Origin of the sequence: Dankookia rubra, assembly GCF_004355005.1 — a bacterium.
GTDB classification, from domain to species: domain Bacteria; phylum Pseudomonadota; class Alphaproteobacteria; order Acetobacterales; family Acetobacteraceae; genus Paracraurococcus; species Paracraurococcus ruber_A.
Genome location: NZ_SMSJ01000017.1, coordinates 36,795 through 56,537, shown reverse-complemented (window position 1 = coordinate 56,537; position 19,743 = coordinate 36,795). Strand labels below are relative to the sequence as shown.

21 protein-coding genes are annotated in these 19,743 nt (G+C 72.5%); 12 read left to right on the top strand and 9 right to left on the bottom strand.

The window, feature by feature from the left end; all coding sequences use genetic code 11:
* The first annotated feature begins 89 nt into the window (after positions 1 to 89).
* Both E2C06_RS41065 and E2C06_RS41060 read left to right on the top strand, forming a co-directional pair.
* Positions 90 to 287 carry a hypothetical protein gene (locus tag E2C06_RS41065; RefSeq protein ID WP_370451438.1) on the top strand — a complete coding sequence of 66 codons (198 nt, stop codon included), beginning with the start codon at positions 90 to 92 and terminating at the stop codon, positions 285 to 287.
* A complete protein-coding gene (locus E2C06_RS41060) occupies positions 284 to 688 on the top strand; it encodes a formyltransferase family protein (RefSeq protein ID WP_370451437.1) in 405 nt (134 codons plus the stop codon). The genes E2C06_RS41065 and E2C06_RS41060 overlap by 4 nt, the downstream gene beginning before the upstream one ends.
* 34 nt (positions 689 to 722) lie before the next feature.
* On the opposite strand, the gene E2C06_RS14870 is transcribed toward E2C06_RS41060, so the two are convergent.
* Genes E2C06_RS14870 through E2C06_RS14850 form a run of 5 tightly spaced genes read right to left on the bottom strand, consistent with a single transcriptional unit; the run spans position 723 to position 6,147 of the window.
* Positions 723 to 1,697, bottom strand: a complete 975-nt coding sequence (locus E2C06_RS14870; protein WP_133289395.1) for a Bug family tripartite tricarboxylate transporter substrate binding protein — start codon at positions 1,695 to 1,697, stop codon at positions 723 to 725.
* Positions 1,698 to 1,723: 26 nt separating this feature from the next.
* Positions 1,724 to 2,440: a ribonuclease activity regulator RraA gene (locus tag E2C06_RS14865; protein ID WP_133289394.1), complete on the bottom strand. Its 717-nt coding sequence runs from the start codon at positions 2,438 to 2,440 to the stop codon at positions 1,724 to 1,726.
* Position 2,441: 1 nt separating this feature from the next.
* A complete protein-coding gene (gene araD, locus E2C06_RS14860; protein WP_206664547.1) occupies positions 2,442 to 4,187 on the bottom strand; it encodes an L-arabinonate dehydratase in 1,746 nt (581 codons plus the stop codon).
* Positions 4,188 to 4,205: 18 nt separating this feature from the next.
* A complete protein-coding gene (locus E2C06_RS14855) occupies positions 4,206 to 5,174 on the bottom strand; it encodes a 2-hydroxyacid dehydrogenase (protein ID WP_133289393.1) in 969 nt (322 codons plus the stop codon).
* A 4-nt stretch (positions 5,175 to 5,178) separates the two neighbouring features.
* Positions 5,179 to 6,147, bottom strand: a complete 969-nt coding sequence (locus tag E2C06_RS14850; RefSeq protein WP_133289392.1) for a Bug family tripartite tricarboxylate transporter substrate binding protein — start codon at positions 6,145 to 6,147, stop codon at positions 5,179 to 5,181.
* 121 nt (positions 6,148 to 6,268) lie between these two features.
* Between E2C06_RS14850 and E2C06_RS14845 the strand changes: the two genes are divergently transcribed.
* The 3 genes from E2C06_RS14845 to E2C06_RS14835 all read left to right on the top strand — a co-directional run bounded on the left by E2C06_RS14845 (position 6,269) and on the right by E2C06_RS14835 (position 9,420).
* The gene (locus tag E2C06_RS14845; RefSeq protein ID WP_133289391.1) at positions 6,269 to 6,991 is read left to right on the top strand and encodes a GntR family transcriptional regulator; all 723 of its coding nucleotides are present in this window, start codon (positions 6,269 to 6,271) and stop codon (positions 6,989 to 6,991) included.
* Between the two features lie 83 nt (positions 6,992 to 7,074).
* Positions 7,075 to 7,752 carry a ribulose-phosphate 3-epimerase gene (rpe, locus tag E2C06_RS14840; protein ID WP_456305182.1) on the top strand — a complete coding sequence of 226 codons (678 nt, stop codon included), beginning with the start codon at positions 7,075 to 7,077 and terminating at the stop codon, positions 7,750 to 7,752.
* Between the two features lie 21 nt (positions 7,753 to 7,773).
* Complete coding sequence (locus tag E2C06_RS14835) at positions 7,774 to 9,420, top strand: heparinase II/III family protein (RefSeq protein WP_193560461.1); 1,647 nt, start codon at positions 7,774 to 7,776, stop codon at positions 9,418 to 9,420.
* Positions 9,421 to 9,578: 158 nt separating this feature from the next.
* Here E2C06_RS14835 and E2C06_RS14830 read toward each other — a convergent pair whose 3' ends face one another.
* The 3 genes from E2C06_RS14830 to E2C06_RS14820 form a co-directional block, all read right to left on the bottom strand.
* Entirely contained in the window at positions 9,579 to 10,700 is a 1,122-nt protein-coding gene (locus tag E2C06_RS14830; protein ID WP_133289390.1) for a glycosyltransferase family 4 protein, read from the bottom strand.
* A 47-nt stretch (positions 10,701 to 10,747) separates the two neighbouring features.
* A complete protein-coding gene (locus E2C06_RS14825) occupies positions 10,748 to 11,104 on the bottom strand; it encodes a glycosyltransferase family 2 protein (RefSeq protein ID WP_133289389.1) in 357 nt (118 codons plus the stop codon).
* Positions 11,105 to 11,606: 502 nt separating this feature from the next.
* Positions 11,607 to 11,981: a hypothetical protein gene (locus E2C06_RS14820; RefSeq protein ID WP_133289388.1), complete on the bottom strand. Its 375-nt coding sequence runs from the start codon at positions 11,979 to 11,981 to the stop codon at positions 11,607 to 11,609.
* 113 nt (positions 11,982 to 12,094) lie between these two features.
* Here E2C06_RS14820 and E2C06_RS40600 point away from each other — a divergent pair, with 113 nt between their 5' ends.
* From E2C06_RS40600 to E2C06_RS14800, 4 genes are all read left to right on the top strand, one after another.
* Complete coding sequence (locus tag E2C06_RS40600) at positions 12,095 to 12,526, top strand: carbohydrate porin (protein ID WP_133289387.1); 432 nt, start codon at positions 12,095 to 12,097, stop codon at positions 12,524 to 12,526.
* Between the two features lie 50 nt (positions 12,527 to 12,576).
* Positions 12,577 to 13,560 (top strand): aldo/keto reductase, encoded by a 984-nt coding sequence (locus E2C06_RS14810; protein WP_133289386.1) that lies wholly within the window; start codon positions 12,577 to 12,579, stop codon positions 13,558 to 13,560.
* A 71-nt stretch (positions 13,561 to 13,631) separates the two neighbouring features.
* Positions 13,632 to 15,209: a bifunctional phosphoribosylaminoimidazolecarboxamide formyltransferase/IMP cyclohydrolase gene (purH, locus tag E2C06_RS14805; protein WP_133289385.1), complete on the top strand. Its 1,578-nt coding sequence runs from the start codon at positions 13,632 to 13,634 to the stop codon at positions 15,207 to 15,209.
* A gap of 55 nt (positions 15,210 to 15,264) precedes the next feature.
* A complete protein-coding gene (locus tag E2C06_RS14800) occupies positions 15,265 to 15,873 on the top strand; it encodes a carbonic anhydrase (RefSeq protein WP_133289384.1) in 609 nt (202 codons plus the stop codon).
* A 157-nt stretch (positions 15,874 to 16,030) separates the two neighbouring features.
* Here E2C06_RS14800 and E2C06_RS14795 read toward each other — a convergent pair whose 3' ends face one another.
* On the bottom strand, positions 16,031 to 16,423 hold the full coding sequence (locus tag E2C06_RS14795; protein WP_133289383.1) for a RidA family protein: 393 nt from the start codon (positions 16,421 to 16,423) through the stop codon (positions 16,031 to 16,033).
* Positions 16,424 to 16,551: 128 nt separating this feature from the next.
* On the opposite strand from E2C06_RS14795, the gene E2C06_RS14790 reads away from it, so the two are divergent.
* The 3 genes from E2C06_RS14790 (at position 16,552) to E2C06_RS14780 (ending at position 19,700) form a co-directional block, all read left to right on the top strand.
* Entirely contained in the window at positions 16,552 to 17,583 is a 1,032-nt protein-coding gene (locus E2C06_RS14790; RefSeq protein WP_133289382.1) for a DNA recombination protein RmuC, read from the top strand.
* A complete protein-coding gene (locus tag E2C06_RS14785) occupies positions 17,580 to 18,824 on the top strand; it encodes a NupC/NupG family nucleoside CNT transporter (protein WP_133289381.1) in 1,245 nt (414 codons plus the stop codon). Before E2C06_RS14790 ends, E2C06_RS14785 begins: the two co-directional genes overlap by 4 nt.
* 141 nt (positions 18,825 to 18,965) lie before the next feature.
* Complete coding sequence (locus E2C06_RS14780) at positions 18,966 to 19,700, top strand: DUF4336 domain-containing protein (protein WP_133289380.1); 735 nt, start codon at positions 18,966 to 18,968, stop codon at positions 19,698 to 19,700.
* The last annotated feature ends 43 nt before the right edge of the window (positions 19,701 to 19,743 follow it).

Sequence of the window (19,743 nt, the reverse complement as noted above, 5' to 3'; positions counted from 1 at the left end):
TTCTTCGCCCGCATCCTGTTCGACCATCCGGCCGACGAAGCGGCGCTGCAAGCCGAACTGCCGCCGATCGCCGAACGCTTCCGGATGGATTGGACGCTGGGCAATCGGTGGAGACGGTGCTGGGGTCGAAGTTCGACCACCGTATGGACGATATCCTCCGCCGCTGGCGAATCGGCGAGCTGCCGATGGTGCTGGTCGAGATCGTGTCCAACCACCCGCGCGAGGCCTCGCGCATCTCGACCGCAACGTCACTCGCTTCCACCGCCTGCCGGTCACCCGCACCATGAGGATGGATCAGGAGGCGGCGGTCTGGGCACCGGTGCGGGAAACGCGGACCAAAATCGCCGTCCTGGCGCGCTACATGCAGGTGCTGTCGGACGGGCTGGCGGGGCGGTGCATCAGCATCCACCACTTCTTCCTGCCGGGCTTCAAGAGGGCGAAGACCTATCACCAGGCGCATGCGCGTGGGGTGAAACTGATCGGCGCGACGGCGCGCGACGTCGCCGCAGCACTTGATGAGGGGCCGATCACCGACCAGGACGTCGAGCGCGTCACCCACCGCGCCAGCCCGGACGACCTTGTGCGCAACAGCCGCGCCATCGAGCGGCGCGTGCTGTCGCGGGCGCTGCGCCGGGTGCTGGGGAGCCGGGTGATCCTGAACGGGTCGAAGACCGCCGGCTTCAGCTGAGCCGCGATGGCCGGCGCGAAGCCGGCCACCGACCTTAATCCGGGGTGATGTTCCCGGCCTTCACCACCTGGGTCCAGCGGGCGATCTCCTTCTGCTGGAAGGCGGCGAATTCGGCCGGGCTGTTGGCGACGATGTCGAAGCCGAGATCGGTCAGCCGCGGCGCCACCTGCGGGCTGCGCAGCGCCTCGACCGCCGCGGCATGGACGCGCTGCAGCAGCGCCGGTGCCATGCCGGGCGGACCGCCGAAGCCCTGCCAGGAATAGACCACGAACTCCTTCAGCCCGGCCTCGGTCGCGGTCGGGACGTCCGGCAGCACCGGGCTGCGCGCCTCGGCAGTGGTCAGGATCGCCTTCAGCCGCCCGTCGCGGATATGTGGGATGACCGCGCCGAGGTTCTGGAAGGAGACCTGCGTGGTGCCGGCGATAAGGCTGGTCATCGCCGGACCGCCGCCGGAATAGGGCACATGGGCCATGTCCGTGCCGGTCGCCAGCTTGAACATCTCGCCGGTCAGGTGGTCGGAGGAGCCGACGCCGCTGCTCGGATAGGCCGCGGTCCTGGCATTCTTCTTCAGCCAGGCGACCAGCCCGGGCAGGTCATCCACCGGCACCGCCTGCGGGTTGACAACCAGGATGTTCGGCGTCCGTACGGTTTGGGTGATGCGGGTCAGCTGCGCCACCGGGTCGTAGCCGAGGTTCGGCCGCAGCGCGACGTTGATCGCCCAGGTGCTGATCGGCGCATGCATCAGCGTCGCGCCGTCGGGCGCCGAGCGGATCACCTGCCGCGCGCCGACCTCGCCCGTCGCGCCCGGCCGGTTCTCGACGACGAAGGGCTTGCCCGTCGTTTGCTGCAGGTATTGCGCGATCGACCGGCCGATGATGTCGGACGACGATCCTGCGGCAAAGGGCACGATGATGGTGACGGGCTTGTCCGGCCAATCCGCCTGTGCCCGCGCGCGGAGCGCAGGCATGGCGAGGAGGCCGCTGGCCCCCAGCAGGGTGCGACGGTGCATGGTTGCTTCCTCCCGGCGGCCTTGCCTCAGCGGCCCTTGGCTTTCCGCCATTCGGCGAACTCGACCAGATTGCGCTCGTCGGTGGCCGGATAGAGGCCGCGGATGCTGCGGCCCTCGGCCACTTTCTCCGCGACGAAATCCTCGTAGGCCGTCATCTCGGTCGCTTCCGCCGCGATCTCGTCGGCGAGTGCGGCGGGGATGACGATGACGCCGTCGCAATCGCCGACCAGCACGTCGCCCGGGAAGACCGGCGCGTCGCCGCAGGCGATCGGCTCGTTGATGCCGATCGCCTGGTTCAGCGTCAGGTTGGTGGGCGCCGAGGGGCGCGTGTGGAAGGCGGGGATGCCGAGGGCGGCGATCTCCGCGCTGTCGCGGAAGCCGCCATCGGTCACCACGCCGGCGACGCCGCGCATCTTGAGGCGCCCGACAAGGATCGCGCCGGCGGACGCCGCGCGGGCGTCCTTGCGGCTGTCGAAGACCAGCACGGCGCCGGCCGGGCATTCCTCGACCGCCACGCGCTGCGGATGCGCGGGGTCACGGAAGACGGCGAGGGTGTTCAGGTCCTCCCGCGCCGGGATGTAGCGGACCGTGTAGGCCTCGCCGACCATGCTCTCGGTCGGCCTGTGCAGGGGCAGGGCGCCCTGGATCATCTGGCCGCGCAGGCCGCGCTTGTAGAGCGCGGTGGCAAGGGTGGCGGTGCTGACCCGGATCAGCTTGGCGCGGGTTTCGGCGGAAAGGGTCATGTCAGTAGATCACCGGCTCGGGGACGGGCGCGCCGAAATCGGTGCGCAGGAAGTCGAAGTCGCAGCCCTGGTCGGCCTGCTCAATATGCTTGGTGAAGGCCCAGCCATAGCCGCGCTCGAAGCGCGGCGGCGGCGGCACCCATTCGGCGCGACGGCGGGCCAGCTCCTCGTCCTGGACCTCCATGCGGATCGAGCGCGCATCGACATCGAGGGTGACGATGTCGCCGGTCCGCAGCAGGGCCAGCGGCCCGCCGATGTAGCTCTCGGGCGCCACGTGCAGCACGCAGGCGCCGTAGGAGGTGCCGGACATCCGCGCATCCGAGAGCCGCAGCATGTCGCGCAGGCCCATCTTCAGCAGCTTCTTCGGCATTGGCAGCATGCCCCATTCCGGCATGCCCGGGCCGCCCTGCGGCCCCGCGTTGCGCAGCACCAGCACGCTGTCCGGGGTGAAGTCGTAGCTCTCGTCGTCCACCGCCTTCTTCATCGAGGGATAGTCATCGAAGACCACGGCCGGGCCGCTGTGCTTCAGGAATTTCTGGTCCATCGCCGCCGGCTTGATGACGCAGCCACCGGGCGCCAGGTTGCCCTTCAGCACCGCCAGCGACCCCTCGCCGTAGATCGGGTTCGCCGTGCTGCGGATGACGTCGTCGTTGTAGACGCGGGCGCCCTCGATGTTCTCGCCGAGCGTCTTGCCGGTGACGGTGACGCAATCGAGATGCAGGTGCTCGGTGATGTTGCCCATCAGTGCGCGGATGCCGCCGGCGTAGAAGAAGTCCTCCATCAGGTACTTGTCGCCCGACGGGCGGACGTTGCCGATGACGGGGACGCGGCGGCTGTAGCGCTCGAAATCCTCGAGCCCGATATCCTGCCCGGCGCGGCGCGCCATGGCGATCAGGTGGATGATGGCGTTGGTCGAGCAGCCCATCGCCATGGCGACGGCGATGGCATTCTCGAAGGCCGGGCGGGTCTGGATCCGCTGCGGCGTCAGGTCCTCCCACACCATCTCGACGATCCGGCGGCCGCTTTCCGAGCAGAGCCGGATATGCCCGGCATCGGCGGCGGGGACCGAGGAGCCGCCGGGCAGCACCATGCCCACGGCCTCGGCGATCGCCGTCATCGTGCTGGCGGTGCCCATGGTCATGCAGGTGCCGTGGCTGCGGGCGATGCCGGCTTCCACACCCAGCCAGTCCTGCTGCGTGATCTTGCCCGCGCGCAGCTCGTCCCAGTACTTCCAGCTATCCGAGCCGGAGCCCAGCGTCTTGCCGCCCCAATTGCCGCGCAGCATCGGCCCGGCGGGCACGAAGATCGCCGGGATGTTCATGCTGGTCGCGCCGAGCAGCAGGCCCGGCGTCGTCTTGTCGCAGCCGCCCATCAGCACCGCGCCGTCGACGGGGTGGGAGCGCAGCAGCTCCTCCGTCTCCATCGCCAGCATGTTGCGGTACATCATCGTGGTCGGCTTGACGAAGCTCTCGCTGACCGAGATCGCCGGCAGCTCGACCGGGAAGCCGCCGGCCATCAGGATGCCGCGCTTCACATCCTCGGCCCGCTGGCGCAGGTGGGTGTGGCAGGGGTTCAGGTCGGACCAGGTATTGACGATGGCGATGACCGGCTTGCCGGTCCATTCCTCCGGCGAATAGCCCATCTGCATGGCGCGGCTGCGATGGCCGAAGCTGCGCAGGTCGGCCGGGCCGAACCAGCGGGCGGAGCGCAGGTCCGCGGCCTGCTTGCGGGGCGGCATCTGGGTCATGGACGATCCCTCTTGTGATTACAGCGTGACGGGGGTGAGCGCCGGCCTTCCGGCCAGCACCGCGGCGATGTTGTCAAGGGCCAGCATGCCCATCGCGTTCCGCGTCTCGACGGTGGCGCTGGCGACATGCGGGGTGAGGAAGACGTTGGGCAGCGCCGCCAGACGCGGGTCGCCGCCGGGCTCCTTCCGGTAGACGTCGAGGCCGGCGGCGAAGAGGTGCCCGGATTGAAGCGCCTCGACCAGCGCATCCTCCTCCACCAGGCTGCCGCGGGCGGTGTTGACGAAGATGGCTCCCGGCTTCATGCGGGCAAAAGCGGCGCGGTCCATCATGCCCTCGGCGCCGGCGGCGCCGGGCAGGTGCAGCGAGACGATGTCGCAGCGCGGCAGCAGCGCCCCGAGGCTGCCGGCATATTCCGCTCCCGCTTCCAGCGCCGGCGGCAGCCGCGTGCGGTTGTGGTAGAGCACGCGCATGTCGAAGCCGCGGGCACGCTGCGCCACGGCGCGGCCGATCCGGCCCATGCCGACGATCCCGAGCGTCCGTCCGCTCGGGCGCAGGCCCAGCAGGTCCGGCATGCCGTAGCGCTCGGTCCAGCCCGCCCGCATGATCCGGTCGTATTCGGAGGCGCGGCGGCAGGCGCCGAGGATCAGCAGCATCGCCAGGTCGGCCGTGCAGTCGGTCAGCACGTCGGGCGTATTGGTCACCACCAGCCCATGCGCCACCGCCGCGGCGACATCCATGTGGTCGGTGCCGGCGGAAGGATTGGCGATGATCCGCAGTCCCGGCGGCAGCCCCGGCAGCTCGGCGGCGCCGAGCCTGACCTTCGGCCCGGTCAGGATGCCCTGCGCGCCATGCTCCCGCGCCGCGGCGACCGCTTCGGCGGTGTTCATGTCATGCCCGGCCAGCAACGTGTCGAAGTCGCGGGCGGCGCGGGCGGCGACGGCATCCGGCACGCGGCGCGCCACCAGGATGCGGGGCTTCGCGGCCATGGGCTCAGTCCAGGCGGATATGGGCGCGGCGGGCGACCTCGCCCCAGCGGGCGCTCTCGGCCGCGACGAAGGCGCCGAACTCCGCCTGGGTATTGCCCACGGGGGTGATGCCGAGCTCCTGGAAGCGCTGCGCCACCATCGGCGACTTCAGCGCCGCCACGGCTTCGTCGTGCAGCCGGGCGACGATCGCCGGCGGCACCTTGGCCGGGGCGAAGAAGCCGTGCCAGGACAGGCTCTCGAAGCCCGGGACGCTGTCCGCCACGGCCGGGATCTCGGGCGCCGCCGGGCTGCGCTGCAGGCTGCCGACGCCGAGGATGCGCAGCTTGCCGTCGCGGGCGAAGGGCAGGACCGAGGACAGGTTGTCGAAGGTCATCGGCAGCTCGCCGGTCAGCATCGCCGTGGTGATCTGGCCGCTGCCGCGATAGGGCACGTGCTCGATCACCGTGCCGGTCAGCTGCATGAAGAGTGTGCCCGCCAGGTGGGTGGAGGTGCCGACGCCCGAGGTGCCGAAGGGCGTGTCGCCCGGCTTCTTCTTGAGGAAGGCCACCAGGCCGGGGATGTCCTTCGCCGGGAAGTCGTTCGACACCGCCAGCGCATTCGGCTGCGAGGCCAGTTGCGTCACCGGGGCGAAGTCGCGCGCCACGTCGTAGGGCATCTTCGGGTAGATCGCCGGGTTGATGGCGTGGCTGCTGATCGTGCCGAGGCAGAAGGTGTGGCCGTCCGGCGTCGCCCGCGCGCAGGCCTCCGAGCCGATATTGCCGCCGGCGCCGGCGCGGTTCTCGACCACGATCGGCTGGCCGATCGACTTGCTCATCTCCGTGCTGACGAGCCGGGCGATGGTGTCGGAGACGCCGGCCGAGAAGGGGACGATCAGCCGGATCGGCTGGTTCGGCCAGGGCGCCTGGGCCATGGCGGGCAGCGCGGCGAGGGACAGCAGGGCGGCAGCGGCGAAGCGACGCGTCACGCGGGACATTCCTGGTTTCCTCCTGCCGCCGGCGGGCGGCGCTGTTTGGTTCTGCGATCCCATATATCAGATGCGGGAGGCTTGCCAAGATATTGGCTTAGCCCCACCCCGCCTGTTACCGATGGGGCCCATGCCGCCGCCCGATTCCGTTCTCGACCCTGCCGATCCTGCCGGCCTCGCCGCCCTGGCGCCGCTCGGGCCGCGCCGGTCGGCCGCCGAGATCGCCTATGGCCAGCTGCGGCAGGCGGTCATCACCCTGGCCTTGCCGCCCGGCACCATCCTGTCCCGCGCCGAGCTCGCGGCCCGGCTCGGAGTCAGCCAGACCCCGGTGCGGGAAGCGCTGATCCGGCTGCAGGAGGAAGGACTGATCGACGTCGTCCCGCATTCGGCGACGCGGGTGGCGCGGATCGACCTGGCCAGCGCGCGGGAGGCGAGCTTCCTCCGCCTCTCAATCGAGGTGGAGATCGTCCGCCGCCTGGCGGCGGCCCCGACCCCGGCCCTGGCGGCGGGGCTGCGCGGCGAGATCGCCCGCATGGCCGAGCTGCATGCCCAGGGCGACCAGGAGGGGCTGGCGACGGCGGACGAGGCCTTCCACAGCCTGCTCCACGCGGCGGCCGGCGTGCCCGGCCTGCGCGAGCTGATCCGCAGCCGCAGCGGCCATCTCGACCGGCTCCGGCGGATGCACCTGCCGGCCCCTGGCAAGGCCGAGCGGATCATCGCCGAGCACGGGGCGGTGGCCGAGGCGATCATCGCCCGCGCGCCGGAGGCGGCGGAGCGGGAGCTGCGGCTGCACCTCTCGCATACCTTCGCCGAGCTCGACCGCATCCGCGCGGTGCATCCTTCGTTCTTCTGACCTCACGCTTCCGGCATCACCGCCGCGTCATTGCCGGCCCGCGCCGCCTTGCCCCGCTTCCGGCCCGGCCGCTAGAACCTTGCATGATGCCGACACGTCCTGTCCGAGTCGCCCCGTCGCTGCTCGCCGCCGATTTCTCCCGGCTGGGTGAGGAGACACGCGCCGTCGCCGCCGCCGGCGCCGATTGGCTGCATCTCGACATCATGGACGGGCATTTCGTGCCGAACATCAGCTTCGGCCCGGTGATCGTGAAGGCGCTGCGCAGGCACGCCACGATCCCCTTCGACGTCCACCTGATGATCGCCCCGGCCGACCCCTACCTGCAGGCCTTCGCCGAGGCCGGCGCCGACCTGATCAGCGTGCATCCCGAAGCCGGGCCGCACCTGCACCGCACGCTGCAGACCATCCGGTCCCTGGGAAAGAAGTCCGGCGTGGTGCTGAACCCGGCGACGCCGGTGGCCTCGATCGAGAACGTGCTCGAGCTCTGCGACCTGATCCTGGTCATGTCGGTCAATCCGGGCTTCGGTGGGCAGTCCTTCCTCGAAGGCCAGCTCGGCAAGATCGCCGTCCTGCGGCGGATGATCGACGCGCATGCCGCCCAGGGCGGGCAGGAGATCGCGCTGCAGGTCGATGGGGGCGTGACCGCCAGGACCGCGCCGCGCTGCATCGAGGCCGGAGCCGACGTGCTGGTCGCCGGCACCGCGGTCTTCGGCGCGCCGGATTACGCGCAGGCGATTGCCGCCATCAAGGGAACGGCCTGATGCGGCCGGCGGGTCTGGCCGATGCGTGAGCTGATCCGCGGCACCCGCCGCTTCATCGCCGGCCTCAAGCCGGTGAAGGTGCCGGATGCGCCGGCCCGCTCCTTCCGCGACCTCTGGCCCGGCGATGCCGGCCGCGGCGCCCGCCTGCTGCGCGCCGAGTTCGAGGTGCTGGGCACCACCCGCCGGCTGGAGCCGGGCGGCGAGGGCTGGGAGGAGACCGCCGGCCCGGTTACCTGGCGCGCTGCGGCGCATGGCTTCGCCTGGCTGCGCGACCTCCGCGCGCTGGGCACCGACACCGCCCGCATGCGCGCCCGCGACCTGGCCGAGGACTGGTTGGCGCGCGGCGCCGCCGAGACCCTGGCCCAGGCGCCCGAGGTCGCCGCCGCGCGCGTTTCCGCCTGGCTCGGCCACTGGGACTTCCTGGCGGCCACCGCCGAGGACGGGTTCCGCAAGAAGCTGCTGGTCCGGCTCGCCCAGGATGCCCGCGGCGTGGTCGGCACCCTGCCGGCCGAAGCCATGCACCGCGGCGCGCTGGTGACGCTGAAGGGTGCCATCGCCGCCGCCGTGGCGCTGGAGGAGGAGGCCTGGATGACCCGGGCGCTCCGCTTCCTGCCGGGCGAACTCGAGCGCCAGTTCCACCCCGATGGCGGACATGTCGAACGCTCCCCTCAGCAGCTCCTGCTGGCGCTGCAGGACCTGATCGAGATCCGCAACCTGCTGCACGGCGCCGGGCTGAACCCGCCGCCGCTGCTGGCCACCGTGATGGAGCGCGCCGGCCAGGCGCTGCGGCTGTTCCGCCACGGCGATGGCGGCCTCGCCCAGTTCAACGGGACGCGGGAGGACGGGGCGGGCCTCGTCGACCTGGTGCTGACCCAAAGCCAGGCGCGCGGCCGCGCCCCGCTGCTGCTGGAAGAGAGCGGGTTCCACCGCCTGCAGGCCGGCCGCACGCTTATCATCGCCGATGCCGGCGCGCCGCCGCCGCTGCGGGCGCGGGACAGCACCACGGGCCTGCCGCGCGGCGCCGACCGCTTCGCCCATGCCGGGACGCTGAGCTTCGAGATGTCGGTCGGGCGCGACCGGCTGATCGTGAACTGCGGCGCGGCGCCGGCGGCCGAGGCCGACTGGCGCGACGCGCTGCGCGCCACCGCGGCGCATTCGACCCTGGTGCTGGCCGATACCAACAGCTCCGAGCTGAAGGAGGAGGGCCTCGGCCGCCGCCCCGAGCGGGTCGAGGGCGACCGGCAGGAGGCCGACGGGGCGCAATGGCTGGATGCGGTGCATGACGGCTGGCGCAAGCCCTTCGGCGCGCAGCACCGCCGGCGGCTCTACATCGACCGCAACGGCGACGACCTGCGCGGCGAGGACCTCATCGAGATGGCCGAGACCGGCGCCCCGGTGCCGGGCTTCCTGTTGCGCTTCCACCTGCACCCCGCGGTGCTGGCGACGCCGCAGATCGACGAGCAGGCGGTGCTGCTGAAGCTGCCATCCAACCAGTTCTGGCGGCTGCGCGCGAAGGGCGCCAAGGTCGCGGTTGAGGAGAGCCTCTACCTCGGCGGCGGCGAGCCGCGCCGGACCAGCCAGATCGTGCTGATCGCCGAGCCGGGCGCCAACACCGTGCAATGGGCGATCGGCCGGGTGCAGGCGGGCGGCGAGGTGGCGGAGGGATGATCCGATCCGATGGCCGGAGCGCCGCCAGGCGCGCAGGGCTGAAGCGGATCGGCCTTTCGGGTCCGATGACCGGAGCGCCGCCAGGCGCACGGGGCTGAAGCGGATCGGCTTCCCGGGTCCGATGGCCGGAGCGGTGCCGGCCCGGCCGCTTCGCCTCGCTACAAGCCCAGCAGGTCCAGCGTCCGGCCCACCACCTTCTGCTCGGTGTAGTGCTCCAGCGCCCGCTGCCGGCCGGCTTCGCCCATCCGGGCGCGGCGGCCCGGGTCGCCGGCCAGGTCCTGCAGTGCCGCGGCCAGCGGGTCCACCGTCGCGGGCGGCACCAGCAGGCCGGTCTCGCCGTCCAGCACCATCTCGCGCGGGCCGCGGATATCGGTCGCCACCACCGGCAGGCCGCAGAGCATGGCCTCGATCACCGACATCGGCAGGCCCTCGAAATGCGAGGGCAGGGCGAAGACATCCGCCGCCGCCAGCAGCCGCGGCACGTCGGTGCGGTAGCCGAGGCGGCGCAACCGGGGACCGAGCGCGGCGGCCGCGGCGGCAAACAGCGGCTCCATGTCCTCGCCGTGGTCGCTCGGCAGCCGGTCGCCGACGACCCAGAGCACGCAAGGCGGCGGCAGCGCCCGCACCGCCGCCAGCAATTCCGGATAGCCCTTGTGCCGCACCAGGCGGGAGACGGCGATGATGACGCAGTCGCCCTGGCGGGCGCCGAGCTCGGCCCGCACCGCCGCGCGGGCGGCCGGGTCGGGGTGGAAGATCGCGGGGTCGCGGCCATTGCCGACCGCCACCGGCCGGGGATGGATGCCGAGGCGCCGGGCATCCCCGGCTTCCTCCGCGCTGACGGTCAGGTAGGTGTCGGTGATCCGCCCGGCGCCGAATTCCAGGCCGAAGGACAGCGCGCGGCGCCACCAGGGACCCGGCTGGTTGAACAGGAAGCCGTGGCAGGTATAGGCGATGCGCGGCCGGCCGCGCTGGCGCGCCACCCGGGCCGCCAGCCGCGCCAGCACGCCGCTGATCGGCATGTGGCCCTGCACCAGGTCGAAGTCTTCGGCGCGGAAGATGCGGAGCAGGGCGCGGAAGGCGCGGTACTGCGCGACCGGGTTGAGCGACCGCGCCATCGGCACCGGGATGATGCGGAAGCCCTCGGCGCGCGGCAGGTCGAGCAGCGGGCCCTCGGCGCAGAGCCCCACGACCTCATGCCCACGCTCCCGCGCGCCGCGCATCAGCGGCAGCAGGAAGTGGCGCAGGGCGAAATCGACGTTGATGACCTGGGCGACCTTCACCCACCCTGGATAGGGTGCGACCCTTGCCGTTTCGCTTCACCACTCGTTCAGATGCGAGCAGTATTGTCACATACTCGTGATTTCGGGGAAGGCAGCCAACCGCGCAACATCCCCAGCCCGAGCTGCGCGGTGATGCCGCCGTCGAGCACCAGGCGCAGCGCCCGCGGCATGCCGGGAAAGTTCTGCCGGAAGTAGCGCCGGAAGCCGCGCGCTTTGTGCCGTTCCACCACCGACCTCGACGACCCGCTGGTGCCGCCGAGATGCCGCACCACCTCCTTCGGGTCGAACAGGATCTCCCCGCCGCCGCGCCGGAAGCGCAGGCGGAAGTCGAGATCCTCGACGTGCAGGAAATAGCCCTCGTCGAAGCCGCCGGCGCGCCAGTATTCCTCCCGCCGCAGGAACATGCAGGCGCCGCTGATGGCGGGGACCGGGCCGATCCCCGCCGGCAGCGGGTTCGGTGCAGGTTCAGCCGCAGCCCGGGGAGGAGCCGGTGCAGCCGCAGCCCCTCGACCAGCGCGGAGACCGGGGTCAGCAGCCGGCGCCGGCTGCCGGCCTGGTCCTGGCCCTCGCCGTCCAGGATGCGCGGGCCGATCATCCAGCGCGGCGGCAGCCCCGCGGCGTGCCGCAGCAGGGCCGGGACCGCGTCCGGCGGCAGCGCCCCGTCCGGGTTCAGCAGCAGCAGGGTGTCCCCCCGCGCCGCCCAGGCGGCGAGCAGCGAGAGCGTCCCGGGCGGGTTGCCGTTGTCGATCAGCAGCAGCTCCACCGGCCGGTCCTGTGCCAGGACGGAGCCGATCGCGGCGGGCAGCGAGGGGCCGGTGTGGAAGCTGACGATGACCACGGAGGTCAGCGCGGCGGCCGTGCGGGTGGGCGGCGATGCGGCCAGGAACTCGGCCTGGGCGGGCGGGGTCATGGCGCGCCCCCGGTCCCGCCGGGCGACAGCGGGGCGAGGGCGAGCCAGAGCGCCATGGCCAGGTCCTGCGCCCGGCTCTGCCGGTGGAGCCCGGCCTGGCGGGCGAGCAGCATCCGGCCGAGCGGGCCGCGCCCCCGCATGCCGCGCAGCAGGGCGAGCACCCGCCGCGCCTCCGCCGTCAGCCGCGGCTCGACCGCCGCCAGGCAATCGAGATGCGCCGCGACCATCGCGGTGAACCCGCGCGGCCCGCGGCGGAGCGCGCGACGCAGCCGGTCCGGCAGCGGCGGGTCGGCGCCGATCGTGCTGCCGCCGTGCTGGCGGTAGAGCAGGGCGGGCTCGGGGTCGAACAGCACCCGGCCGTTGCGCAGCATGGCGGGGGGGGGGGGCGAGGCGTGGCGCCACCGCCCGGCCCGCCGCCGGGAGCGGCGGCGGAGGCGATCCTCCCCGGCGTCGCGGCGCGGCAGCAGGCGCTCGAGGCGGCAGGCTGGATGGTGCGCGGCCAGTCCACCTTCGTGCAGCAATTCCACCCGGCCTTCCGGGCACCCTATCGCGGCGACAACAGCCTCGGCGCCGGCGACCAGGGGCGGAACACCCTTTCGCTCGACGTCATCCTCGGCCGCCGGCTCTGGGAGGGGGCGGAGGCGATCATCGACCCGCAGGTCTCCGGCTGGCCGGCAATATCGGCGGCCTGTCGCCAAGCCATCGCCGCTTTCTCGAGGCCGGCGGCATCGGCTTCATCACCGGCGACGGGCGGCTGCGCTACCGGGCCGAGCTGGCGGCGGAGGCCTATTACCGCTGGCGTGCGGCGCCGGGGACCGATGTGACGGCCGACCTGCAGGTCTTCGGCAACCCGGCCTACAACGCCGATCGCGGCCCGGTCGCGGTGCTCGGGCTGCGGCTGCGGACCGCCTTCTGAACCGCCGCCGGCCGCCCGGCGTTGCGGCGCCAACCACCGAGGCTGTCCCGATGCCCGACACCGCCCATTTCGCCCCGCCGGGCCCGCTCGGCTTCGGCGGCGCGCCGCTCGGCAACATGTTCACCGCGATCGACGAGCCGACCGCGGAGGCCGCCCTGCAGGCCGCCTGGGACAGCGGCATCCGCTACTACGACACCGCGCCGCATTACGGCGCCGGCCTGTCGGAGCACCGCTTCGGCCATGCGCTGCGCCGGCGGCCGCGCGACGAGTTCGTGCTCTCGACCAAGGTCGGCCGGCTGCAGGTCCCCGACCGGAATGCCCCGCGCACGGTGCAGGTCTTCGTCGACGCGCTGCCCTTCCGCCCGGTCTACGACTACTCCGCCGACGGCACCCGGCGCTCGATCGAGGACAGCCTGCAGCGGCTCGGCCTTTCGCACATCGACATCGCCTATATCCATGACATCGCCGAGGACACCCACGGCCCGGCCTGGGAAGGCCTGTTCGACCAGGCGATGGACGGCGCCGCGCAGGCGCTGACCCGGCTGCGGGAGGAGGGGGTGATCAAGGCCTGGGGCCTCGGCGTCAACCTCACCGAGCCCTGCCTGCGGGCGCTGGACCGGGCCGACCCGGACGTCTTCCTGCTGGCCGGCCGCTACAGCCTGATCGACCATGCGGCGCTGGAGGCGCTGTTCCCGGCCTGCGCCGCGCGGGGCGTGCATGTGGTGGTGGGCGGGCCCTTCAATTCCGGCCTGCTCGCCGGTGGCAAGACCTTCAACTACGCCGTGGCGGCGCCGGCCGAGGTCATGGCGCGCGACCGGGTGGCGGCGGTCTGCGGCCGGCACGGGGTCGATATCCGCGCCGCGGCGCTGCAATTCTGCGCCGCGCACCCGGTGGTGGCCTCGGTCATTCCCGGCGCCAAGGGCGCGGCACGGGTGCGGCAGAATGCCGAACTGATGCGGGCGCCGATCCCGGCCGACTTCTGGCAGGCGCTGAAGGCGGAGGGCCTGCTGCCGGAGGATGCCCCCACCCCCTGACGCGGCCAGGCGGAGGTTGCCCCCAGGGTCGGGCGGGGGGTATGCCGCGCCCCAATCCGGAGTCTTCCCCCATGTCTGATCCCGTCCCTGTCCGCCGCGCCCTGCTCTCCGTCTCCGACAAGACCGGCCTGGTGGAATTCGCCCGCTTCCTGGCGGGGCAGGGCGCGGAGATCCTTTCGACCGGCGGCACCGCGAAGACGCTGCGCGAGGCCGGCATCGCGGTGAAGGATGTCTCCGAGCACACCGGCTTCCCGGAGATCCTCGACGGGCGGGTGAAGACCCTGGTGCCGCAGGTGCATGGCGGGCTGCTGGGCCGGCGCGACCTGGCCGACCACCGGGCGCAGATGGCCGAGCACGGCATCGCCCCGATCGACCTTGTGGCGGTCAACCTTTATCCCTTCGAGGCAACGGTGGCGCAGGGCGCCGCCTTTGACGACTGCATCGAGAACATCGACATCGGCGGCCCGGCGATGATCCGCAGCGCCGCCAAGAACCACGCCCATGTGGCGGTGCTGACCGAACCCGCGCAATTCGCCCTGGTGCAGGCGGAGATCGCCGCCGAGGGCGGCACCACGCTGGCGACGCGGAAGGCGCTGGCCGCCGCGGCCTATGCCCGCACCGCGGCCTACGACGCCGCCATCGGCGGCTGGTTCGCGCAGCAGCTCGGCGAGGCCTTTCCGCCGCGCCTGGCCTTTGCCGGCATCCTGAAGCAGACGCTGCGCTACGGCGAGAACCCGCACCAGCAGGCCGGCTTCTACCTGGACGGCACGAACCGCGCCGGCATCGCCACCGCGACCCAGGTGCAGGGCAAGGAGCTATCCTACAACAACCTGAACGACACCGACGCGGCCTATGAATGCGTGGCCGAATTCGACCGGCCGGCCATCGTCATCGTCAAGCACGCCAATCCCTGCGGCGTCGCGGTGGACGAGAGCCTGGCCGCGGCCTGGGACCGCGCGCTGCTCTGCGACCCGGTCTCGGCCTTCGGCGGCATCGTCGCCGCCAACCGGACCCTTGACGCCGCCGCGGCGGAGAGGATCGCCGCGATCTTCACCGAGGTGGTGGTGGCGCCCGACGCGGACGAGGGCGCCCGCGCGGTCTTCGCCCGCAAGAAGAACCTCCGCCTGCTGCTGACCGGCGCCGTGCCGGACCCGGCGGCGCCGGGCCTGACCTTCAAGTCGGTCGCCGGCGGCTTCCTGGCGCAGTCGCGCGATGCCGGCCGGGTCACGGCGGAGGGGCTGAAAGTGGTGACGCAGCGCGCGCCGACGGCGCAGGAGCTGGAGGACCTGCTCTTCGCCTTCCGCGTCTGCAAGCACGTCAAGTCGAACGCCATCATCTATGCCAAGGGGCTGGCCACCGTCGGCATCGGCGCGGGGCAGATGAACCGCGTCGAATCCTCCCGCATCGCCGCCTGGAAGTCGGAGGCCGCGGCCAAGGCGGCCGGCCTGGCCGAGCCGCTGGCCCGCGGCAGCGTCGTCGCCTCCGACGCCTTCTTCCCCTTCGCCGACGGGCTGGAGACGGCGGCCGCCGCCGGCGTCACCGCGGTGATCCAGCCCGGCGGGTCGATCCGCGATGCCGAGGTGATCGCCGCGGCCGATGCGGCCGGCCTTGCCATGGTCTTTACCGGCATGCGGCATTTCCGGCATTGAGCCGGGCCGCCGTGGCGTCGCGCTTGCATGCCTGCCGGGCAGGAGGGCTCCCCGCATGGAACGCCTGATCGACGGCTACCGCCGTTTCCGTACCGACACCTGGCCGCGCGAGAAGGCGCGGTTCGAGGCCCTGGCGGCCCAGGGCCAGAGCCCGCGGACCATGGTCATCGCCTGCTCCGACAGCCGCGTCGATCCGCAGATGATCTTCTCGGCCGGGCCAGGCGAGCTCTTCGTCGTCCGCAACGTCGCCAACCTGGTGCCGCCCTACATGCCGGATGCCGCCTTTCACGGCACCAGCGCGGCGGTGGAGTTCGGCGTGAAGGCACTGGGGGTCCGGAACCTGGTGGTGATGGGCCATGCGCTCTGCGGCGGCGTGCAGGCGGTGCTGCGCGGCGCCCCGGCGGCGGTCGGGGATTTCGTCCCGGGCTGGATCAGCATCGCCGCCCGGGCGCGCGAGGTCGCGCTGCGCTGCGACACCCCCGAGGCGCAGCAGGAAGCCGCCGAGCACGAAGCGGTGCGAATCTCGCTGGCCAACCTGATGACCTTTCCCTTCGTCGCCGAGGCGGTCGCGGCGGGGAGGCTGGCGCTGCGCGGCGCGCATTTCGGGGTGGCGACCGGGCGGCTGGTGCTGCTGCAGGCGGATGGAAGCTTCGCGCCGGCCTGAGGCGCCGAGGAGGATCGGAAGGGAAAAGCATTCCCTCCCCAAACTCCTCCCTTCCTTTTTGTGGGTCGGGTGCCGCCGCGTGGCGCGTGCCGACTTCCAGGAATGGATGAGGGGGTCCGGGGGAGAATACCGTCTCCCCCGGCCTTCGGCCGAACACTCAGGCCAGCGCAATGCACTCGATCTCGATGTCGAATTCCAGCGGCCAGGACCCGACCGCGACGAAGGTCCGCGCCGGCGGCGCCTTACCGCCGAAGTACCGGGCATAGATCGCGTTGATCTTGGCGAACCAGGCGCTGTTGCTGGCGTAGATCGTCACCTTCACCGCCTTCTCCAGCGACGACCCCGCCGCCTCCAGCGCGTGCTTCACCGCGGCGAGCGAGGCCTCGGTCTGCGCCTCGATCCCGCCCTGGACGATCCTGCCCGTTGCCAGGTCGATGCCCGGCAGCCCGGAGACGAAGACGAAGCCGTTCGCCCGCACCACCGGCGAGAGCGGCACGCCGGTCCTGCGGATGGTCTCCGAGATGACCGGGACCTCGATGATCTCCTTCATGGCGCCCTCCCTTGGCTGGCCCGGGCAGCCTCCCATGCCCGCTTCGGCCCGGTCCAGCGCTACAAGGCTGGCCCGCGGCCCTCGCGCGATGCGAGAGTGAAGGGGCCGCGACTCGGGGGAACGGCGCCTTGCCTGACTGGCTTCTGCCGCTGCTGGTGCCGCTGGCCGCCGCCCTCGCCGGCGCGCTGCTGGTAGGCGCCATCCTGCTCGCCCTCCGCCCGCGCGGCGGCGACAGCGAGGGCGTGCTGATCCTCGCCGACCGGATGGAGGCGCTGTCCGACCGGCTCGATGCCGCGGTCGCGGCGCAGAACGAGCGGCTCGGCCGGGCGCTCGCCGAGAGCGCCGACCGCACCCAGGACAGCGCCCGGCGCATCCATGAACGCCTGGCCGTCATCGACGCGGCGCGGGCCAATATCGAGGCGCTGGGCGGGCAGGTGCACAGCCTCGCCTCGATCCTCGGCAACAAGCAGGCGCGCGGCGCTTTCGGCGAGGTGCAATTGCGCGACATGCTGGCCGACAGGCTGCCGGCGGATGGCTGGGCCTGGCAGTTCAGCCTGACGAACGGCACCCGCTGCGATGCATTGATCCGGCTGCCCTTTCCGCCCGGCCCGATCGCCATCGACAGCAAGTTTCCGCTCGAGGCCTGGCAGGCGCTCCGCCGCGCTCCGGACGAGGCGGCCCGCGCCGCCGCCGAACGCCGCATGGCCGCCGACATCCGCAAGCATGTCGACGACGTCGCCCGGAAATACATCTGCCCCGGCGAGACCGCCGAGGGCGCGCTGATCTTCCTGCCCTCGGAGGCGCTGCATGCCGACCTGCACGCCCTGTTCGGCACGCTGGTCGCCGAGGCCGGGCGGCGCGGTGTCTACCTGGTCTCCCCCGGCACGCTCTGGGCGGTGCTCGGCGCCATGCGGGCGCTGATGCGGGACGTGCGGCTCAGGGCCGAGGCCCAGCAATTGCGCCGGGAGGTGGCGAAGCTGGCCGAGGAGACCGAGCGGCTCGACCGCCGGGTCGCCAGCCTGAAGCGGCATTTCGCCGACATGCAGGCGGACGTGCAGCAGATCGAGACCACGGCGCAGAAGATCACCGCCGCAGGTGCCCGGATCGAGGCGGTGGAGATGGACCCGCCCGCCGCGGCCGCCGCGCGCGCCGCCGAATGAGCTGGCTGCAGCTCCAGGCGGCGCTCGGCCTGCCCCTGCTCTGCCTGCTGGCCTGGGCCTGCGGCGGCTGCCGCCGCGGGGTGCGGCCGCGGGTGGTGGCGGCGGGCCTGCTGAGCCAGCTGGCGATCGCCGGCGCGCTGCTGCACATCCCGCCGCTGCGCGCCGGCTTCGCCGCCTTGGGCGACGCGGTGGACGCGCTGGCGCGGGCAACGCGGGCGGGGACCACGCTGGTCTTCGGCTATCTCGGCGGCGGCCCGCTGCCCTTCGCCGAGGTCGCCCCGGGCGGCAGCTTCATCCTGTTCTTCCAGGCGCTGCCGCTGGTGCTGCTGGTCGGCGCGCTGTCCGCCGTGCTGTACCACTGGCGCATCCTGCCGCTGGTGGTGGATGTCCTGGCCGGCGGCCTGAAGCGGCTCTTCGGCCTGTCCGGCGCCTGCAACCTTTCGGTCGCCGCCAATGTCTTCGTCGGCATGGTTGAGGCGCCGCTGCTGATCCGCCCATGGCTCGCGACCCTGACCCGGGCGGAGCTCTTCGTCTCGATGGTCGCCGGCCTCGCCACGATCAGCGGCAACATGCTGGTGGTCTATGCGACCATGATCGCGCCGGTGGTGCCCGATGCCGCGGGGCAGTTGCTGACCGCCAGCCTGATCGCCGCGCCCGCCTCGATCCTCGCCGCGCTGCTGATGCTGCCGGAGAGCGAGCCCGCCGCGGTCGGGGCGGAGGGGCCGATGCCGCGGCTCTACGACAGCACCATGGATGCGCTGGTGCGCGGCACCGCGGATGGGCTGACGCTGCTGCTCGGCATCATGGCCTCGCTGATCGTCTTCGTCGCGCTGGTGGCGCTGCTGAACATGGTGTTGGAGCCGCTGACCGGAGTGACCCTGCAGCGCCTGGCCGGCCTCGCCTTCTGGCCGCTCGCCTGGGCCATGGGCATCCCGGCGGCGGAATGCGCGACCGTCGCCGGAAGCCTCGGCATCAAGGTCGTGGTGAACGAGTTCGTCAGCTACCTGCAGCTCGCCGCCAGCGGCGGGGCGGGACTGGCGGAACGGTCGCGGGTCATTCTCACCTATGCGCTCTGCGGCTTCACCAACTTCGCCTCGGTCGGGATCATGGTGACGGGGATGGCGGCGCTCTGTCCCGAGCGGCGCGGGGAGATCGCCGCGCTCGGGCTCAAGAGCCTGGTCGCGGCCAGCATCGCCTGCTGCATGGCCGGGGCGACGGTCGGGGTGCTGACGGCGCCCTAGCCCGCGGTTGTCCAGGGTGGAACCACGCGGGGCAGCGATGGCCGGCGCGACCAAGGCCGCATCACCGTCGGCCCCACCCCGGTGAGGCCGACGGTGTCCGGCCGCTGGGAACGCCGGCGGTGGCCACCATGTTCAAGGGCCATGCCGCAGGACGTCGCCTATCCCCCGCTCGATACCCCGAAGCCCGTCGCCGAGGGCGTATGGGTGGTGGACAGCGGCCCGCTGCGGGTGCTCGGCCTGCCCGTCCCGCTGCGGATGACCGTGCTGCGGCTGGCCGATGGCGGGCTCTGGCTGCATTCGCCGACGCGCTTCTCCGCGTCCCTGGTTGCGGCGCTGACGGCACTTGGCCCGATCCGCCACCTGGTCTCCCCCGGCACGGCGCATTGGACGCATCTGCAGGCCTGGCAGGCGGCCTTCCCCGAGGCACGGCTCTGGGCGCCGCACGGGGTGGTGGAACGGGCGCGCGACCAGGGCACCGCGCTGCGCGCCCATGGCGTGCTGGGGCCGGAGCCGCCCGCCGACTGGGCCGGCCAGATCGCGCAGGAGACGCTGGCCGGCGCCGGCTTCGTCGAGATCGCCTTCCACCACGCCGCCAGCCGCACGCTGGTGCTCTGCGACACCGTCCAGGCGATGGGGCCGGCCAGGCTGCCGCTGCCCATGGCGCTGCTGGTCCGGGTGCTGGGCGCCGCCGGTCCCGCGGGCGGCACGCCGCGGCATGTCCGCCTGGTCCTGGCCCGCCACCTCGACCACAACCGGGCCGCGGTGCGACGCCTGCTGGCGCTCGACCCGGCGCGGGTGGTCTTCGCGCACGGCGCCTGGTTCGAAGCGGATGGCGCTGCCCGGCTGCGCCGTGCCTTTGCCTGGCTGAGGCCATAGGCGCACCGGATCACGGCTGCGGCAGCGCCGCCGCGGTATCGTT

Bases quoted from the DNA above. Each gene is read 5' to 3' on its own strand.
- E2C06_RS14825 (WP_133289389.1), bottom strand. From the start codon at position 11,104: ATGTTCCTGCGGCGGGAGGAATACTGGCGCGCCGGCGGCTTCGACGAG.
- araD (WP_206664547.1), bottom strand. From the start codon at position 4,187: ATGACCCAGATGCCGCCCCGCAAGCAGGCCGCGGACCTGCGCTCCGCC.
- E2C06_RS14835 (WP_193560461.1), top strand. From the start codon at position 7,774: ATGCGTGAGCTGATCCGCGGCACCCGCCGCTTCATCGCCGGCCTCAAG.
- purH (WP_133289385.1), top strand. From the start codon at position 13,632: ATGTCTGATCCCGTCCCTGTCCGCCGCGCCCTGCTCTCCGTCTCCGAC.
- E2C06_RS14850 (WP_133289392.1), bottom strand. From the start codon at position 6,147: ATGTCCCGCGTGACGCGTCGCTTCGCCGCTGCCGCCCTGCTGTCCCTC.
- E2C06_RS14855 (WP_133289393.1), bottom strand. From the start codon at position 5,174: ATGGCCGCGAAGCCCCGCATCCTGGTGGCGCGCCGCGTGCCGGATGCC.
- E2C06_RS14800 (WP_133289384.1), top strand. From the start codon at position 15,265: ATGGAACGCCTGATCGACGGCTACCGCCGTTTCCGTACCGACACCTGG.
- E2C06_RS14870 (WP_133289395.1), bottom strand. From the start codon at position 1,697: ATGCACCGTCGCACCCTGCTGGGGGCCAGCGGCCTCCTCGCCATGCCT.
- E2C06_RS14865 (WP_133289394.1), bottom strand. From the start codon at position 2,440: ATGACCCTTTCCGCCGAAACCCGCGCCAAGCTGATCCGGGTCAGCACC.
- E2C06_RS14795 (WP_133289383.1), bottom strand. From the start codon at position 16,423: ATGAAGGAGATCATCGAGGTCCCGGTCATCTCGGAGACCATCCGCAGG.
- E2C06_RS14820 (WP_133289388.1), bottom strand. From the start codon at position 11,981: ATGCTGCGCAACGGCCGGGTGCTGTTCGACCCCGAGCCCGCCCTGCTC.
- E2C06_RS14810 (WP_133289386.1), top strand. From the start codon at position 12,577: ATGCCCGACACCGCCCATTTCGCCCCGCCGGGCCCGCTCGGCTTCGGC.
- E2C06_RS14780 (WP_133289380.1), top strand. From the start codon at position 18,966: ATGCCGCAGGACGTCGCCTATCCCCCGCTCGATACCCCGAAGCCCGTC.
- E2C06_RS14845 (WP_133289391.1), top strand. From the start codon at position 6,269: ATGCCGCCGCCCGATTCCGTTCTCGACCCTGCCGATCCTGCCGGCCTC.
- E2C06_RS41060 (WP_370451437.1), top strand. From the start codon at position 284: ATGAGGATGGATCAGGAGGCGGCGGTCTGGGCACCGGTGCGGGAAACG.
- rpe (WP_456305182.1), top strand. From the start codon at position 7,075: ATGATGCCGACACGTCCTGTCCGAGTCGCCCCGTCGCTGCTCGCCGCC.
- E2C06_RS14785 (WP_133289381.1), top strand. From the start codon at position 17,580: ATGAGCTGGCTGCAGCTCCAGGCGGCGCTCGGCCTGCCCCTGCTCTGC.